Source organism: Veillonella sp. (assembly GCF_019414865.1).
Lineage (GTDB): Bacteria > Bacillota > Negativicutes > Veillonellales > Veillonellaceae > Veillonella.
This window is the reverse complement of sequence record NZ_DXLG01000033.1, coordinates 1-16,908: the sequence shown is the minus strand read 5'-3', so window position 1 is coordinate 16,908 and position 16,908 is coordinate 1. Positions and strand designations below refer to the sequence as shown.

Here is a 16,908-nt window from a genome sequence, read left to right as displayed (position 1 = left end):
ATTTATAGTACAATATATTGTATATGATTATGTCTTTTTTGAGGCATTAAGTATTGTAAATTTGTAATCACTCATTGATATATAGGCCGTAGGTCATCTAGGAGGTATAGTCTTGGCAAAGGTAGGATTGATTGCAGGCATTGGTGTTTTGCCTGTAGAATTCATGCGCGCTGCTCATGTATTAGGTCATGAGGTAGTGGTTATCGGTGTAGTTCCAGATGTAGACCCGGCTTTAAAGGCTGAGGCTGATGCCTTCTATGATATTGGTGTTGCCAAATTAGGTAAGATTTTTAAAACCTTGAAAAAAGAAGGCGTTGAAGAATTAACTATGTTAGGTAAAGTGACTAAGGAAATTCTCTTCAAAGGTCTTACATTCCCTGATTTAAAAACATTAGGTGTTCTTAAACGCCTTAAAAATCGTAAAGATGATACGATCATGCTCGCTATCGTAGATGAAATCGAACGAGAAGGGTTTAAAGTGTTAGATCAAACTGTATACCTTAAACCATTTATGCCAAAGGTGGGGGTGCTTTCAAAAACACAGCCTACTGATGAACAATGGGCAGATATTTGCTTTGGCTTTGAACTAGCTAAGCAAATGGGTGGACTTGATATTGGTCAAACAGTAGTTGTAAAACATAAAGCGGCTATGGCTATTGAAGCTATTGAGGGCACTGATAAGTGCATTTTGCGCGGTGGTGAATTAGGTCGTGGCGATGCGGTTGTGGTTAAAACGGAAAAGCCAAATCAAGATGTTCGTTTTGATGTTCCTGCTGTAGGGATAAAAACATTAATGTCCATGATTGATAGTGGGTGTAAAGTCCTTGCTGTAGAGGCTGAAAAGACTATTTTTGTTCAACAACAAGATGTACTAGATTTGGCAAACCGTCATGGTATTGTTATCTGTGCTGTTGACCAAGAGTTTGTAGATTCCAGAAAGGATGCATAATGAAAGTCATGTTTTCTGCCGGTGAAGCATCCGGTGATACTCATGCAGCCAGTGTTGCTAATGCACTGAAAGAAATAGATCCTTCGGTTGACATGTTTGGTATGGGCGGTACCTTGATGGAACGCGCTGGTGTTCGCATCGTATATGATATTAAAAATTTAGGCGTTATTGGGATTGTAGAGATTGTAAAATCACTCCCGAAATTCTTTAAACTTCGCACCTACTTAAAACGTGTCATGATGAAGGAAAAACCAGATATTCTAGTTTGTGTAGATTACCCTGGTTTTAATATGAAACTTGCAGCTGTAGCTCATGAATTGGGAATTCCCGTTCTCTATTACATTGCTCCTACGATTTGGGCATGGCATAGTAGCCGTGGCAATACAATTCGTAAGTATGTCACTAAGGTGGCATCCATATTCCCCTTTGAAGCAGAAGCGTATCGCAAATATAAATGCGATGTAGACTTTGTAGGCCATCCACTATTGGATATCGTACATCCTACGATGAGCAAAGAAGCGGCTGAGGAATACTTTGGAGCTCGTAAAGATGCTAAAAAAGTATTGCTCATGCCAGGTAGCCGTAAGCAAGAGGTACTATCCTTGCTAGATACGATGTTAAAAAGTGGCGAGCAATTGATGGCGAACCATGAGGATATTCAATTCTTCTTGCCTCGCGCACATACCATCGATCGTAGTGAATTAGAAACTTTCATCGATGCTCACAAAGTGCCGGTGACGATTACAGAAGACCATACATATGATTTGATGCAGATTTGTGATGTATGTCTCGCCGCATCAGGTACAGCTACATTAGAAACAGCTATGATGGAGTTACCAACTATTTTATTGTATCGAGTATCTCCAATTACATATGGCATTGGTAAGATGGTCGTCAATGTGACGCATGTAGGTTTGCCAAACATTGTAGCTGGCAAAGAAGTAATTCCTGAGTTATTACAAGATGCAGTGACACCTGAGGCTATTGTATCCCTTGTGGAACCTCTTCTAACTGATGTTGAGCGCAATGAAGCGATGCGTAGCGAATTGCGTGAAGTACATCATAAATTAGGTGAACCAGGTGCTGTAAAGCGTGTAGCAGAACTGGTATATAACCTCGGTAAGGAGAAATGTAATGAATAGTTATTCTAGGCTCTTATATTTTGTAAAGCCTTATTATAAGCGCATGATTTTTGCAGTGTTCTGCATGATCGTCGCGGCTGCGGCATACTTGGTAGTGCCTTGGCTTATTAAAAATGTAGTAGACCAAGTATTAGATGAAAAGAATATGTTCATGTTGAACCTCATTGTAGGGGCTATCATTCTTATATTCTTAATTCGTGGTTTTGCTACGTATGGTCAAACCTATAATATGTCTTACATTGGTCAGCGTGTCATCATCGATGTACGGGAGGCCATCTTTAATCATCTACAAAAATTAAGCTTATCTTATTTTGATCGCCGTAAGACTGGCGTTATCATGAGTAATCTTACGAATGACGTTGCTGCACTTCAGTCTGCAGTAGTTGATAACTTAATTTCCTTTATTACAGAATCTGTAACACTTATCGGTTCTCTCGTGTCTATGCTACTTATTGATTGGAAATTGACACTTGTTACCTTTATTACAGTTCCAGTGGTGCTAGTCATTATTAATGTATTCGGTAAAAAGCTTCGTGTAGCAGGTCATGATGTACAAGGCCGTGTGGCTGACATTACAGCACTTTTACAAGAGGTCATCAGCGCTATTCGAGTAGTAAAATCATTCGCTCGTGAAGATTTTGAACGGAAGCGTTTTGAAGATGAAAATGATCGCAACTTTAAAGCTGTTATTAAAGCTACTAAGTTGACTAGCTTGTTAAGTCCAATGGTTGAGTTTTCTGCGGCCATTGCAGTGGCAGTCATCCTTTGGTATGGTGGCTATTCTGTAGTAACAGGGACTATTACAGCAGGTTCTTTGATTGCGTTCTTAATTTATGCAATCAACTTGTCAAACCCAGTTAAACGCTTGAGCCAAGTGTACGGCAATATTCAAAAAGCATTGGCTGCAGCTGATCGTGTATTTGAAATCTTGGATACTAAAACTGACGTTGTGGAAAAATCTGATGCTATTACGTTGCCATCTATTAATGGCAATGTAGAATTTAAAGATGTTTCATTCTCTTATGATGGTGAAAAAACAGCGCTCGAAAACTTTACTTTGTCTGTTAAGGCGGGTGAAAGCGTAGCTCTTGTTGGTCCATCTGGGGCTGGTAAAACGACTCTAGCAAATTTGTTACCTCGCTTCTACGATGTAACGGGGGGCGCTATCACGATTGATGGTTATGATGTAAAAGATGTTACATTTAAATCGTTACGTGAACAAATCGGGCTTGTACCACAAGAAACTGTGTTGTTTAATGCCACAATTAAAGAGAATATCTTGTATGGTCGATTAGATGCTACTGATGAAGAAGTATATGAAGCTGCTAAGGCTGCTAATGTTCTTGAATTCGTAGAAAAGATGCCTGATGATCTCGATACAGTAGTGGGCGAGCGAGGAAGCTCCTTATCTGGCGGCCAACGTCAACGTGTGGCTATCGCACGTGCTATTTTGAAAGACCCTCGTATTCTAATTCTAGATGAAGCGACATCTGCATTAGATACAGAGAGTGAAAAGCTTGTACAAGAGGCGTTAGATCGTCTTATGAAAGGGCGTACTGCATTTGTTATTGCCCATCGATTGAGCACAGTTCAAAATGCTCATCAAATTGTTGTACTCAATCAAGGCCACTTGGTAGAGCAGGGGACTCACCAAGAGCTATTAGCTGTTGATGGCGGATTGTACAATCATCTCTATTCCGTTCAATTCTCCAACAAAGGATAATCATGTACTGGATATATAATGTATTGCTCATATTTTATTGGATTGGCTTGATTCCGGTTATTCTATACCGCCTTGCCTTTGAAGATGGATTTTATGAGCGTATCAAACAGAGTGCAGGCTATATGCCAGCCTCGCTACTAAAGAAAATTGAAGGACGTCGTGCTATTTGGATTCATGCTGCTTCTGTAGGGGAAATTGTAGCAACTAGTCCATTAGTAAAGGAAGTAAAAAAGGAATTTCCTGAAGCGGTTGTTGTGGTGTCTGTTGTAACTGCAACAGGGCATGCAATGGCCCATCGTATCATTCCAGAGGCAGAAGGAATTATTTTCTTCCCTCTAGATTTACCGTATTTGACGCGTAAGATTTTGCATATTATTAAACCGATTGCTATCTTGCTTGTAGAAACAGAAATTTGGCCTAACTTCTTGCGTATCGCTCAATCAGAAAATATTCCTGTTATGATGGTTAATGGTCGTATTTCTGATCGTAGTATGAAACGCTATAAATATATTAGTGCGTTCACGAAAGAAATGTTGCGTTCCATTGAGCGTTTCTGTATGCAATCAAAATTCGATGCAGCTCATATTGAAGTATTAGGTGCACAAACATCTGATATTACCGTAACAGGTAATATGAAATATGACCAAACGTATGCTACTGTATCAGCTGAAGAAAAACAATCACTTCTTGAAGAGTTTGGCTTTGGTAATAATCATCCAATCATCATTGCTGGTAGTACACATAAGGGTGAGGAAGAAACAATCTTTGAGACCTTTAAACAAGTCTTACAAGAATATCCTCAAGCTCGCTTGTTAATTGCACCTCGTGAGATATATCGCGGTCATGATGTTCAAACGTTAGCGAAACATTATGAATTGAATGCTATTTGTCGTAGTGATATGACAGAGCCAGTTCATAAAGGGATACCAGTAGTTGTTTTAGATACTATTGGTGAACTAGGTCGTTTATATAGCTTAGGGGATATTATTTTTGTAGGCGGCTCTCTTGTGAAGACTGGAGGCCATAATATTCTCGAGCCGGCAGCACATGGTAAACCAATTCTTGTAGGGCCATATATGTTTAATTTCAAAGAGATTTTCGCATTATTGAACTCTCGTCATGCTTGTGAACAAGTTAAGAATGGCAAAGAGTTAACCGCTATGGTATTGCGCTTATGTAAAGACAAAGATTTGGCAACGGAAATGGGACAAAATTGTCTTGATATTATCCGTGAAAATCGCGGTGCAACACAACGTAATACACAAGAGTTACGTCAACTCTTTAAAAAACACCATATTGTTCCATAAGATCGATATGATTTATTATATTCATCTATGATTACATAATAGGAGGAGTCACCTATGAGCGGGGAAGCATTATTCAAATCCATTGTTAGTGGTGAAAATCAATCCATATTAGGTGATATGGCTCGTTCTAGCTTGGGCTTTCTAAGTAAAGGTTACGAAAAGGCTGTATCCATACGAAATGCTCGCTTTGATGCGGGCAAAGGTGTTACTAAAGTTACCGTGCCTGTTATCAGTGTTGGTAATATTACTGCCGGTGGTACTGGCAAAACGCCAATGGTGAGATTTATATGTGATGTACTCGCCCGAAAAGGACTTCATCCTACCGTGCTTAGCCGTGGCTATCGAGCTGAGGACAATAAGAAAAATATCATTATTTCCAAAGACGGTACGATGTTAGTAGAGCCATCTATCAGTGGTGATGAAGCATGGCTATTGGCTAAAGTGTTGCAAAAATCTAATGTAATTATCGGCCGCGAACGGGCTATATCTGCAGAAATTGCTATTAATGAACTCGGTGCAGACTGTCTTGTTATGGATGATGGTTTTCAACATCGTGCATTAGCTCGAGATATTGATATCGTTCTTATTGATGCATCTAATCCATTTGGTTATGACCATGTATTGCCTCGCGGTTTATTGCGCGAGCCTCTTAGTGGGTTAGAGCGAGCTAATATTATTGTTCTTACAAAGGTTGATCAAGTGGCGCCTGGTGTTGTTTCCGGAATTCGTAAGCGTTTAGCGCATATGTTACCTAATACACCTGTATATGAAACAATCCACAAGCCTCAATGTATGTATACCTTAGAAGAGTGGGCTAATGGAGAACCTGGTTCTTCTGTTGACGCGTATCAAGAGCATCGTATTATGGCTGTTAGTGGTATTGGGAATCCTCAATCCTTTACACAAACGATGACCGACATAGGGTACAATGTTGTTCATACAATGCCTTTTGGTGATCATCATAATTTTGAAAATGATGATGTTGTAGATATTTGGAAAGAGGCATTTGCTCATCAAGCGGATTCTATTTGTATCACTGAAAAAGATGCGGTGAAGTTAAGTCAATTGCATGCAATTGAAGACTTAAAAATACCGATTCTAGTGCTATCTATTGGAATTGAATTTGTCTCTGGAAAGCAAGAATTCATAGAAAATTTAGAGATTTAGTGTATAATAATAAGATACACGAATGACAGAAATGGGGTTTTATTGTGAAGTTTGGATGCGTTATTCCTGCTCGTTATGGTTCTACAAGATTACCAGGGAAACCATTAGCGGATATTGCAGGTAAACCAATGATTGAACGGGTTTATACAAGGGTGTCACAAGCGACAAAAACAGAATGTACTATTGTTGCTACCGATGATGATCGTGTTTATTCTGCTGTTCAAAACTTTGGGGGAGCTGTTATGATGACAGATCCTAATCACCCTACCGGAACTGACCGATTAGCCGAGGTTGCTAGTCATTATACAGACTTAGATGTCATTATTAATGTTCAAGGTGATGAACCTATGATTGAGCCAAAACTCATTGATGACTTGGCCCAACTTTTTGAAGAAGATCCAAACTTACAGATGGCAACTGTTGCAACTCCTTTGTTAGAGGATGAATATGATGGGCCATCTGCAGTAAAGGTTATTTTAAATAATCGCAATGATGCGATGTATTTTTCTCGGTCCTTAATCCCATATCCACGTCATGATTTTGTACGTGCTCCACTAAAACATATTGGTATCTATGCATATCGTAGAGATTTCTTGCTAAATTATGCAAAGATGGAACCAACACCAGCAGAGCAAACAGAATCGTTAGAGCAATTGCGCGCTCTTGAAAATGGCTATACTATTCGTGTTATACTTACAGACAAACGATTTATCGGTGTTGATACACCGGAAGACTTAGCTCGTGTAAATGCAATTTACGAGCAAGAGGAGAAATAAATGAAAACAGTTCAAATTAAAGATATTACAGTCGGTGGTGGCAAAGGCCTTTTCGTCCTTGCTGGGCCATGTGTTATTGAAGATTATGACCGTACATTGGCTATTGGCAAACGAGCAAAAGAAATTTGTGAACGCTTAGGAGTTCCATATATCTTTAAAGCTTCTTTCGATAAGGCTAACCGTTCTAGCTACGGTTCTTTCCGTGGACCAGGTCTTGAGGAAGGTCTAAAAATCCTTGCTTCTATTAAAAAAGAACTCAATGTACCGGTGGTAAGTGATATTCACTCCATTGAGCAAATCGAACCGGCTGCAGAAGTATTGGATGTTTTACAAATTCCAGCTTTCTTATGTCGTCAAACAGACCTTGTATATGGTGCAGCTAAAACTGGCAAATGTGTAAATGTGAAAAAAGGTCAATTTATGGCGCCTAAAGATATGGAAAATGTCTTAAATAAAATGAAAGAAACAGGCAATGAAAATCTTATGCTTACAGAGCGTGGATTTAGCTTTGGCTATAACAATCTCGTTGTAGATATGAGATCCTTCCCAATTATGCGTTCTTTCGACTATCCAGTAGTATTCGATGCTACACATAGCGTTCAATTACCTGGTGGCGCAGGTACTAAATCTAGTGGTAATCGTGAATTTGTACCAAACTTGGCTCGTGCCGCTGTTGCAAGTGGTGTAGATGGTCTATTCTTTGAAGTACATGATAATCCAGAGGAAGCCTTATCCGATGGTCCAAACATGTTATACTTAGATAATTTTGAAGCTTTGCTACGAGATTTAGTAGCTATTGATAAAATCGTAAAAGGTTAGGGGCGGTTATTTGTGACTATTTTAGAACAAGCGGCACAGGTGCTTCATGAGGAAGCACGTGCTATTGAAGAATTAAGTTCTCGTTTGGATCACAATTTTGTAAATGCTGTAAATATGATTTTGGCTTGTAAGGGCCGTGTAGTATGTACAGGGATGGGTAAATCTGGTCATATTGGTCGTAAAATTGCGGCTACTTTGGCTAGTACTGGTACACCAGCACTCTTCATGCATCCTGGCGAAGGTGTGCATGGCGATCTAGGTATGATTACAGAAGATGATGTAGTATTAGCCTTCTCCAATAGTGGTGAAACAGGCGAAATCATCAGTATCTTGCCATCCTTACGTCGCATTGGTGCTAAATTAATCTGCGTTGTAGGGAAACCAGAGTCTACACTAGCTAAGAATTCTGATATTGTATTGCTAGCTGAAGTAGAACGTGAAGCTTGCCCATTAGGATTGGCGCCGACTACAAGTACTACAGTTGCATTGGCACTTGGCGATGCATTAGCTGTTTGCTTATTAGAACGCCATCACTTTACACCGGAAAACTTTGCCGTATTCCATCCAGGTGGTTCTCTTGGTCGCAAATTATTGTTGACCGTAGAAAACATTATGCATGGTGGTGAAGATAATCCAACGGTATTTAAAGGTGCAACAGTGCGAGATGCACTCTTTGTAATGACAGAAAAAGGATTGGGTGCTACCAATGTTATTGATGAAGACGGTCATTTGTTAGGCCTTGTTACTGATGGTGATGTTCGTCGCGGCCTAGATTCTGGCAGTAATTTCCTAGAATGGCCTGTAGAGGATATGATGACATCTATGCCTCGTACGATTACAAAGGATAAATTAGCGGCGGAAGCTCTTCATTTAATGGAGAAAAATCAACCGCGCCCTATTACTGTATTACCAGTTGTAGATACAGATAATAAATGTCTAGGCATTGTTCATATTACGGATTTATTGCGTAGAGGCATTGTATAATGAATATTCAATGGATTGTTCTTGATGTTGATGGCGTACTATCTGATGGAACTCTAATCTATACATCGAGTGGAGAAGAGCTTAAGTCTTTTTCTGTGAAAGATGGACTAGGATTAACGGCAGCTCGAAAAGCAGGACTTAAGCTTGCAATCATTACAGCACGGATATCTCCTATGGTTGAGCGCCGTGCTAAAGAGCTTCATTTTGATGCACTGCTTATGGGGCATGCCAATAAAACAGAAGCATTAAGAAATCTCTGTAAAGAGCATCAAATCAATTTAGAGGAAATTGCCTATATGGGGGATGACTTAAATGATTTAGGGGCTCTTCAAATTGTAGGACTACCGATGGCACCCAATAATGCGGTACCGGAGGTCAAACAATTAGCTAAATTTATATCTACCGTCAATGGTGGCCACGGTGCCGTTAGAGAGGCTGTAGAATATATCTTGAAAAAACAAGGACTATGGGAAACTGTTGTAGCAGATTATGCACGAGAGGCCCATGCTCATGGACAATAAGGAGGTGGGCAGAATGAATAACGAATGGCAATACCATTTAGTTAAAGGCATTAGTTGGCTTGTTTGCCGACTTCCATATAAGCTCATTTTGCTCATAGGCGCTAGTCTAGGGCCAGTATATGGCCTCATAGCGAAGAAGCAAAAGCTTAGAGGTATAAAAAATATAAAGATTGGCATGAACATGAATGATCAAGAGGCAGAACAATTAATTGAAAAATTGTTCAAGAATCTTGGCCGCAGTGTTATGGAAGTCTTATATATGCCAAATCTGACAAAGTCCTTTATCAATAAACATATTGAAATGCGAGGTGTAGAACATTTAGAGAAAGCCATCGCTGAAGATAAAGGTGTAATTGTTCTTACTGGACATGTTGGCAACTGGGAATGGATGGGGGCTGCTATGGCGGCTCATGGTTATCCATCCACTACTATTGTTAAGAAACAGCCTAATGCTCAATTTACACGTCTCATGAATGAATATCGTGAGATGGTAGGGCTTGATGTATTTGCTAGTGGTGGCAACGAAATCGTTTCTGCTGCTAAGGCTTTAAAAAAGAAAAAATTACTTGGTTTTTTAGCTGACCAAGATGGTTATATTAATGGTTTACCTGTTCCGTTTTTGGGGCAGGACTCTTCAGCGGTCATAGGACCAGCTACATTTGCAAAAAAATTTGGCTCTCCAGTAGTTCCAATTTTTGCATCTCGTAAGCCTGAAGGTGGTCATATTGTACATATTTTACCAGCCTTACATTATGTTGATACAGGTGATGAAGATGTAGATATGTACCGTTTGACTGAAGAATGTGTACGCGTTACGGAAGAATTTATTAAGGAACATCCAGATGAGTGGCTATGGTTCCAACATCGTTGGATGACTAAGATGGATCAAATTATTGATTATGATAAGAAGGTAGCTGCACGGGAGAGGGCACATGAAAAACAATAAAAAATTAATTGCCATTGTGGCCGCTATAGTGTTGGCTCTGATTGGTCTTATCGTATATATTATGAAAGACTCTGGTGATGTTAGTACCACTCAAAATCAGAATGGACAACTTGTTAACTTCCAAGGAGCTGACTTACAAGAGGAAAAAGATGGCAAGCTAGTGTGGGCTTTATCAGCTGAAAAGATTGAATATGACCCACGTACAAAAGCTATTGTCCTGACTAATTTAAAAGGTCTTTTCTATCAAGATGATGTTACGACAACAATTACAGCACCTCATGCCGTATTGACAGGCGATCGTAATTCCCTCGATATTGATCAAGGTGTTACAGCCACAAATACTGATGGAGCTGAGTTTAAAACTGATGCACTTCACTTTGATAATAAGACGAAAACGTTGACATCTAAATCTGCTTTTACCTATAACGGTAAAGATATAACATTAACTGGTGATAAACTTGAAGGCAATATGTCCTTGAAGAAAATCAAAGCTATTGGTAATGCAAAGTTAACGAAGAAGTAATGCGAGGAAATATAATGAATAAGAAAAAACAGATTGGTATGGCTATTTTGGCTATGCTTATGACAGCATCTGTTACAGCTTGGGCTGCAAATGATCCTTTGACTATTAGCGCAGATACATTATCTTATGATGGCAATACGGGAATTGCTGATGCAAACGGTAATGTGGTAATTACTCAAGCTGATAAAACGATGACTGGTGCCAATGGATGGTATAATACAAAAACTCAGGAAGCAAATCTAGATGGCGGCGTATCTATGATTGGTTCTGATATGGCTATGTCTGCAGAATCAGTGCATAGCTACAATAACAATAAGTTCATTGCTGATGGTGGTGTTCATTTACAACGTAGTGATCGTCAAATTTTTGGTGATAAAGTTGAATACAATACAGATACAGAATATGGCCTTGTATCTGGTAACGCTCGCTTGATTGCAGAAGGTACTACATTGACAGGTAATCAAGTAGAAGGTTGGCTAAAAGAAATTCGTGCAGTGGCACAAGGGGATGTAACATTCTCTAACCCAGAACGAAATGTATCTGGCTCTGCAGAACGTGCTACCTATACACAAACACCAAATCAAAATGATGGCGTTGTACTTTTATCTGGTTCTGCTCATGCTGTTCAAAACGGTAATGTGCTCAATGCACCAGAGCTTAAAATCCGTCTTGCCGATGATTCTGCTGAAACATTAGGTGGCCGTAGTACACTTATCATTGTTCCAAATCAATAAGGATTAAATATGTATATAGAAACCAAAAACTTAGTCAAAACCTTTAACGGGCGCAATGTAGTAGACGGGGTTAGTCTACGCGTTGATAAGGGGCAAGTCGTTGGGCTCCTAGGTCCTAATGGGGCAGGGAAAACTACATCATTCTATATGATCGTAGGCATTGAACGACCTAGTTCTGGTATCATTACCGTTGATGGCAAGGATATTACGAATATTCCAATGTATAAACGCGCTGCTGAAGGTATTGGGTATCTTCCACAAGAAGCATCAATTTTTCGTTCTATGACCGTTGAGGATAATATTCGTGCAATGTTACAAACAACATCAAAGAAGTCTGATGAAATTGAAGCAATTGTGGAATCCCTCATTGAAGAATTTCATATTGGTCACGTTCGGGATCGTATGGGGATGCAACTATCTGGCGGTGAACGTCGTCGTGTAGAAATCGCTCGTTGCCTTGCATTAGAACCGAATTTTATTCTTCTCGATGAACCTTTTGCTGGTGTCGATCCTATAGCGGTTGCTGACATTCAACAAATTATTTTACATGTTAAAAATCGAGGTATTGGCATCTTGATTACAGACCACAATGTACGTGAAACATTGGGGATTGTAGACAAGGCGTATATTTTGAGTAGTGGTAAAATCCTCCTAGAAGGTACCCCTGAAGAAATCGCGAACAATCCAATTGCTCGTGAGCATTACTTAGGGGAAAACTTTAGATTATAGGAGGGGACTATGAGATTATTAGATAAATATATACTAAAAGCCTTTGTAGGCCCGTTCCTATTTGGGGTATTTGCTTTTACCAGCATCTTTATTGGTACGGGCACATTGTTTAGAATTGCTCAATATATTACTGAATATGGGGCTCCATTATTGCTTGTTATGAAAGCCTTTGTATTGGCTTTACCAAGCATTGTTATCTTAACATTCCCTATGTCAGTTTTATTGGCTTCTCTTATGACATTTAGTCGTTTGAGTAGCACCAGTGAAATTGTTGTTATGCGTGCCGGTGGCCTTAGCTTTTTACGTTTAGCGATGCCGGTATACATCATCGCTCTCATCATCTCAATTGGGGCTGTCGCATTTAATGAATTTGTTGTACCACGTACAAATAATATGTATCAAACAATTGTACGGGAACAGATTATGAAAAATGCATCACCTCAAACACAAAATCATATCGTTTTAAAAACAATGAATGGTAATGATTTGGGTACATTGATGTATGCTAAAAGCTACAATGCAGAGACTAAACAGTTAAGTATGATTACGGTGCAACAATTTGGTGAAGGTGGCAAGTTACAACAGGTTGAAAATGCAGATACTGCCGTTTGGAATGGTCAATATTGGGTGATGCAAAACGGCATCATTTATGATATTTCCGCCGGTGATGGTGTAGAACGTACTATGAAATTTAAGGAGCAGTCCTTGCCAATTAAATCTGCACCAAAGGATATTCAACAAGATCAACGTAAACCAGAAGAATTAACAATCAAGGAATTACGTCATCAAATTAAAGCGTATAAGGCGGCGTATACGAATGCAAATAAACTAGAAATGGAAATGTACCAACGTTTTACAATTCCATTAGCTAGCTTTGTATTTGCTCTTGTAGGTGCTCCATTAGGCCTTCAAAAACAACGCTCTAGCTCATCTATTGGCTTTGGTATTAGTATTTTAATCATCTTTATCTACTATGGGGTGATGACATTTGCTGGTGCATTAGGTAAAGGTGGGGCATTGCCGACTGTATTTGCTGCATTAATTCCAGATACATTAGGTATCATTGCAGGTTTATATTTAAATTGGCGTGTATCTAAGTAACGTAGTATATAAAGAAATAAATTTGACTTACGAAATATAATATTTTTGAACTAAATAATTGTGTAATTTTAGGAAAGGAGGGACTCGATGTTAGTAGGTGTTAAAATATTAGTTATTATCGCCCTTATGGGTGGACTTATTGCCTACATGGGGGATAAGTTAGGCACCAAAGTTGGTAAGCGTCGCATGTCCCTCTTTGGATTAAGGCCTAAGCATACATCGATTATTGTTACTATCGTAACAGGTTTATTAGTTGCTGCTGCTACAGTAGGGGTATTAACCATTACTTCTCAAAGTGTAAGAACAGCACTTTTTGGGATGGATCAGTTGCGAGCGGATATGAAGCAACTCAATGATGAGGTGGCTGCTAAGACGCAAGAGCTCATTCGAGGACAAGCATTGCTTGAGCAAAATAAGCAAGAACTAGCAGAACGAATGGCTGAAATAGAGCAAATTCGCAGTGAGGTTGAAGCTACCAAGGCGGAGTTAGCTAGTGCGCAAGCTGCCAAAGATGCTACTGAAGCTGAGTTAGCAACACTTCAAGCCTCATATGATGAAGTATCTAAAAAGTTAGCTGACTTAGAAGCTACAAGAGCTAAGATGGAAGCTCATATTAAGGATTTACAAGCAACGCAAGAACAATTGCAAAATGGCATTATTCATTTGCGTGAAGGGACTATTCTTTTCCAAGTTGATCAATTATTGGCACAAGCCGTTGTTCGACCTGGGTTAAGTGAAGAAGATAGTCAAGCAGCCATCAAAAATATTATTGATGACACCAATAAATTGGTACTACGTCGCTTAGGTATTGAAGATCAAGGGCAAGCTGTTGTGTATGTAGACCGTCAAAATATTGAGGTGGCTACACAAAAGCTTAATAGTGCAAAGACTCCTATGGTCGTTCAAGTTGTAGCGGCTGGAAATATCATTGCTGGCGAACCTGCAGTGGCTGTTATCCAAGTATATCCACAACAATTTATTTATAAAAATGGAGAAGTAATCCATTCTGCCGTAATGGATGGTGGGCCTAATGCTCAATCAGCTATGCTTCAATTCTTGAAGCAAGTAAATGAAAAGGCGAGAGCGAAAGGCATAATTCCAGACTCCTTATCTGGTGATATTGGAACGATACCTGGAGATGATTTGTTTACTGCTATTAGACGTGTTGCTACTATACATGGCAAGGTTCATGTAGAAGCATATGTTGATGGTGATACATATTCATCTGGTCCTGTACATCTTAAGTTGCGTATTACTCAAATGCCTGTCTTTAATGATAAGGCAAAAATGCCAGCTTATTAATAGAAATAGTATTTTGGTTTTATATACTTTAAATAAAGGTCTTATGTAATTTTTTACATAAGACCTTTATTTTGTGTTAAAATATAACTGCTGTATTTAAAGCGAGGATAGTTATATGACTGATACTACATACATTTTAGCTGTAGATCCAGGCAATGAGAAAACTGGTGTAGCGATTGTAACACCGTCTGGTACTATGGTGTGTCGTAAAATTATTATGACAAAACAGTTCAATGATGAAATTGAACGTACATTAACTGAATATTATGGCATTGTTCATATCGTATGTGGAAATGGTACAAATCATAAATATTTATATCCATCTCTTCAACAAATTGGACGAAATCACAGAATCACTACTAGCTTAATTGATGAATCCCATAGCACAGAGGAGGCTCGTAAATTATATTGGAAATATAATCCTCCTACAGGATGGCGTAAGATTATCCCTATATCTATGCAATTTCCACCAGAGCCAGTAGATGATTTAACAGCCTTTGTTATTGGCTTACGGTATACAAAACAGTTAAGTCAAGCTGCTAATGATATGCAAGGGGACATCATAGACGCTAGTGAGTTAGAAGAAAAGAGATTACATGCTATGGAGCAGTTGTACGGTAAAGGAGAAGTGCATGACAAATGAAACTTCAACGCATAACTGGTCAAACTTTATTATGCGTTGTTTAATGATGATTTTAGGGGCCTTAATTTACACCATAGGCTTAGATTTATTTTTAGTACCGAATAGCATCATCGATGGTGGTGTAGTTGGTATTTCCTTGATGGCTGCAGAGCTTTCAGGAATTTCTTTCAGTATTTTTGTTGTACTCTTTAACTTGCCTTTCTTGTATATTGGCTATAGAGCTAACGGTAAAAACTTTACATTCTCTACACTGTTCTCTATCGTATGGATGGCTATTTTTTCAACCTTTGCTCATGATTTCACACCGATTACATCGGATCCATTTTTAGGATCTATCTTTGGTGGTATCATCTTAGGCATTGGGGTAGGGCTTATTATACGTAACGGTGGTTCTTTGGACGGCTCTGAAATCGTAGCCATTATATTTGATAAACGTTCTACCTTCTCTGTAGGTGAAATCGTAATGGCCATGAATCTTATTATTCTTGGCGCAGCAGGTTTTGTATATAGTTGGAATAGTGCTATGTACTCCTTGATTGCATATTTCATTGCCTATAAGATGATTGATATTACAATTACAGGCCTTGATGAATCTAAAGGAGTAATGATTATTACCGATGCAGAGAATTCTAAGAATATTGCAGATGCATTAAATGCGAATCTCAACCGTGGTGTTACCATCATGTATGGTGAAGGGGGCTATTTAAAGCAGCCTAAACATGTTTTGTATTCTGTGGTGACAAGACTTGAGATTATGAGGTTAAAAAATACTGTCTATGAAGTAGATCCATCGGCATTTATTACGATTCAGGATGTACATGATGTATTCGGTGGTAGATTTACAAAAAACGGTCATTAAGGGGTTAATATGAGTAATAAAATAGTAAAAGAAATATTAGATTGGATTTATGCCATTGTATTAGCATTGGTTATTGCTATGGTAATCCATATCTTCTTGATTCAACCAACACGTGTTTCTGGTGAATCAATGGAGGATACACTACATAATGGTCAATACTTAATTGTAACGAAGTGGCATCATATTATGAATGAAATGCCAAATTATGGACAAATTGTAATCATTGATAGTCGTGTTAATCGCGCTCGTACGTGGGTGGATGATGTAGAAGAACCATTGATGAACTATGCATCTGTCTTTAATAAAGCTGCTCAAACAAATGATGTATGGGTTAAGCGCGTTATTGGTCGTCCAGGTGATGTATTAGAATTTAAAGATGGTCATGTATGGCGTAATGGTGAACAATTACAAGAACCATATACTAAAGATACAATAATGAATTATACACGTTCTACACCGGTTACTGTTCCAGAAGGTCATGTATTTGTGATGGGGGACAATCGAAATCACTCTAGCGATAGTCGTTTTATCGGTCCTGTTCCAGTTGATCATGTATTAGGTTTTGTATCCTATGCAATTTAATGCTTATAAAAGCCTCCCTATAGTGTTACTATAGGGAGGCTTTTTCTATTATTGTCTTTAGACTGGTTCGCGACGTAGTCGCGAATCATTAAACCACCCGC

At 38.9% G+C, this 16,908-nt stretch carries 18 protein-coding genes; all 18 read left to right on the top strand.

Going from position 1 to position 16,908, the window contains the following annotated elements; genetic code table 11:
• Positions 1 to 112: 112 nt before the first annotated feature.
• Entirely contained in the window at positions 113 to 949 is an 837-nt protein-coding gene (locus QZ334_RS03590; protein ID WP_005387281.1) for an LpxI family protein, read from the top strand.
• Positions 949 to 2,091, top strand: a complete 1,143-nt coding sequence (lpxB, locus tag QZ334_RS03585; RefSeq protein ID WP_024064762.1) for a lipid-A-disaccharide synthase — start codon at positions 949 to 951, stop codon at positions 2,089 to 2,091. The genes QZ334_RS03590 and lpxB overlap by 1 nt, the downstream gene beginning before the upstream one ends.
• On the top strand, positions 2,084 to 3,814 hold the full coding sequence (locus QZ334_RS03580) for an ABC transporter ATP-binding protein (RefSeq protein WP_295231987.1): 1,731 nt from the start codon (positions 2,084 to 2,086) through the stop codon (positions 3,812 to 3,814). Before lpxB ends, QZ334_RS03580 begins: the two co-directional genes overlap by 8 nt.
• 2 nt (positions 3,815 to 3,816) lie before the next feature.
• Complete coding sequence (locus QZ334_RS03575; protein WP_295231984.1) at positions 3,817 to 5,121, top strand: 3-deoxy-D-manno-octulosonic acid transferase; 1,305 nt, start codon at positions 3,817 to 3,819, stop codon at positions 5,119 to 5,121.
• Between the two features lie 54 nt (positions 5,122 to 5,175).
• Complete coding sequence (gene lpxK, locus QZ334_RS03570; RefSeq protein ID WP_295231981.1) at positions 5,176 to 6,288, top strand: tetraacyldisaccharide 4'-kinase; 1,113 nt, start codon at positions 5,176 to 5,178, stop codon at positions 6,286 to 6,288.
• 44 nt (positions 6,289 to 6,332) lie between these two features.
• Positions 6,333 to 7,064 carry a 3-deoxy-manno-octulosonate cytidylyltransferase gene (gene kdsB / locus QZ334_RS03565; protein WP_295231978.1) on the top strand — a complete coding sequence of 244 codons (732 nt, stop codon included), beginning with the start codon at positions 6,333 to 6,335 and terminating at the stop codon, positions 7,062 to 7,064.
• Entirely contained in the window at positions 7,065 to 7,883 is an 819-nt protein-coding gene (kdsA, locus tag QZ334_RS03560; RefSeq protein ID WP_024065882.1) for a 3-deoxy-8-phosphooctulonate synthase, read from the top strand.
• 12 nt (positions 7,884 to 7,895) lie between these two features.
• Entirely contained in the window at positions 7,896 to 8,867 is a 972-nt protein-coding gene (locus QZ334_RS03555) for a KpsF/GutQ family sugar-phosphate isomerase (protein ID WP_005387293.1), read from the top strand.
• Positions 8,867 to 9,388, top strand: a complete 522-nt coding sequence (locus QZ334_RS03550; RefSeq protein ID WP_227720977.1) for a KdsC family phosphatase — start codon at positions 8,867 to 8,869, stop codon at positions 9,386 to 9,388. Before QZ334_RS03555 ends, QZ334_RS03550 begins: the two co-directional genes overlap by 1 nt.
• A 13-nt stretch (positions 9,389 to 9,401) precedes the next feature.
• Positions 9,402 to 10,334 carry a lysophospholipid acyltransferase family protein gene (locus QZ334_RS03545; protein ID WP_039969452.1) on the top strand — a complete coding sequence of 311 codons (933 nt, stop codon included), beginning with the start codon at positions 9,402 to 9,404 and terminating at the stop codon, positions 10,332 to 10,334.
• Positions 10,321 to 10,857: an LPS export ABC transporter periplasmic protein LptC gene (lptC, locus tag QZ334_RS03540; protein WP_295231972.1), complete on the top strand. Its 537-nt coding sequence runs from the start codon at positions 10,321 to 10,323 to the stop codon at positions 10,855 to 10,857. Before QZ334_RS03545 ends, lptC begins: the two co-directional genes overlap by 14 nt.
• A gap of 14 nt (positions 10,858 to 10,871) precedes the next feature.
• Complete coding sequence (locus QZ334_RS03535; protein WP_295231969.1) at positions 10,872 to 11,591, top strand: LptA/OstA family protein; 720 nt, start codon at positions 10,872 to 10,874, stop codon at positions 11,589 to 11,591.
• A gap of 9 nt (positions 11,592 to 11,600) precedes the next feature.
• Positions 11,601 to 12,320, top strand: coding sequence for an LPS export ABC transporter ATP-binding protein (gene lptB, locus QZ334_RS03530; protein ID WP_295231965.1), 720 nt, complete (start codon positions 11,601 to 11,603; stop codon positions 12,318 to 12,320).
• A 9-nt stretch (positions 12,321 to 12,329) separates the two neighbouring features.
• A complete protein-coding gene (locus QZ334_RS03525; RefSeq protein ID WP_119207015.1) occupies positions 12,330 to 13,421 on the top strand; it encodes an LptF/LptG family permease in 1,092 nt (363 codons plus the stop codon).
• An 87-nt stretch (positions 13,422 to 13,508) separates the two neighbouring features.
• A complete protein-coding gene (locus tag QZ334_RS03520; RefSeq protein WP_295231961.1) occupies positions 13,509 to 14,723 on the top strand; it encodes a DUF3084 domain-containing protein in 1,215 nt (404 codons plus the stop codon).
• 115 nt (positions 14,724 to 14,838) lie between these two features.
• On the top strand, positions 14,839 to 15,366 hold the full coding sequence (locus tag QZ334_RS03515) for a hypothetical protein (RefSeq protein ID WP_295231958.1): 528 nt from the start codon (positions 14,839 to 14,841) through the stop codon (positions 15,364 to 15,366).
• Positions 15,356 to 16,225 carry a YitT family protein gene (locus tag QZ334_RS03510; protein WP_295231957.1) on the top strand — a complete coding sequence of 290 codons (870 nt, stop codon included), beginning with the start codon at positions 15,356 to 15,358 and terminating at the stop codon, positions 16,223 to 16,225. Before QZ334_RS03515 ends, QZ334_RS03510 begins: the two co-directional genes overlap by 11 nt.
• Before the next feature lie 9 nt (positions 16,226 to 16,234).
• A complete protein-coding gene (gene lepB, locus QZ334_RS03505) occupies positions 16,235 to 16,807 on the top strand; it encodes a signal peptidase I (protein WP_005387312.1) in 573 nt (190 codons plus the stop codon).
• Positions 16,808 to 16,908 lie beyond the last annotated feature (101 nt).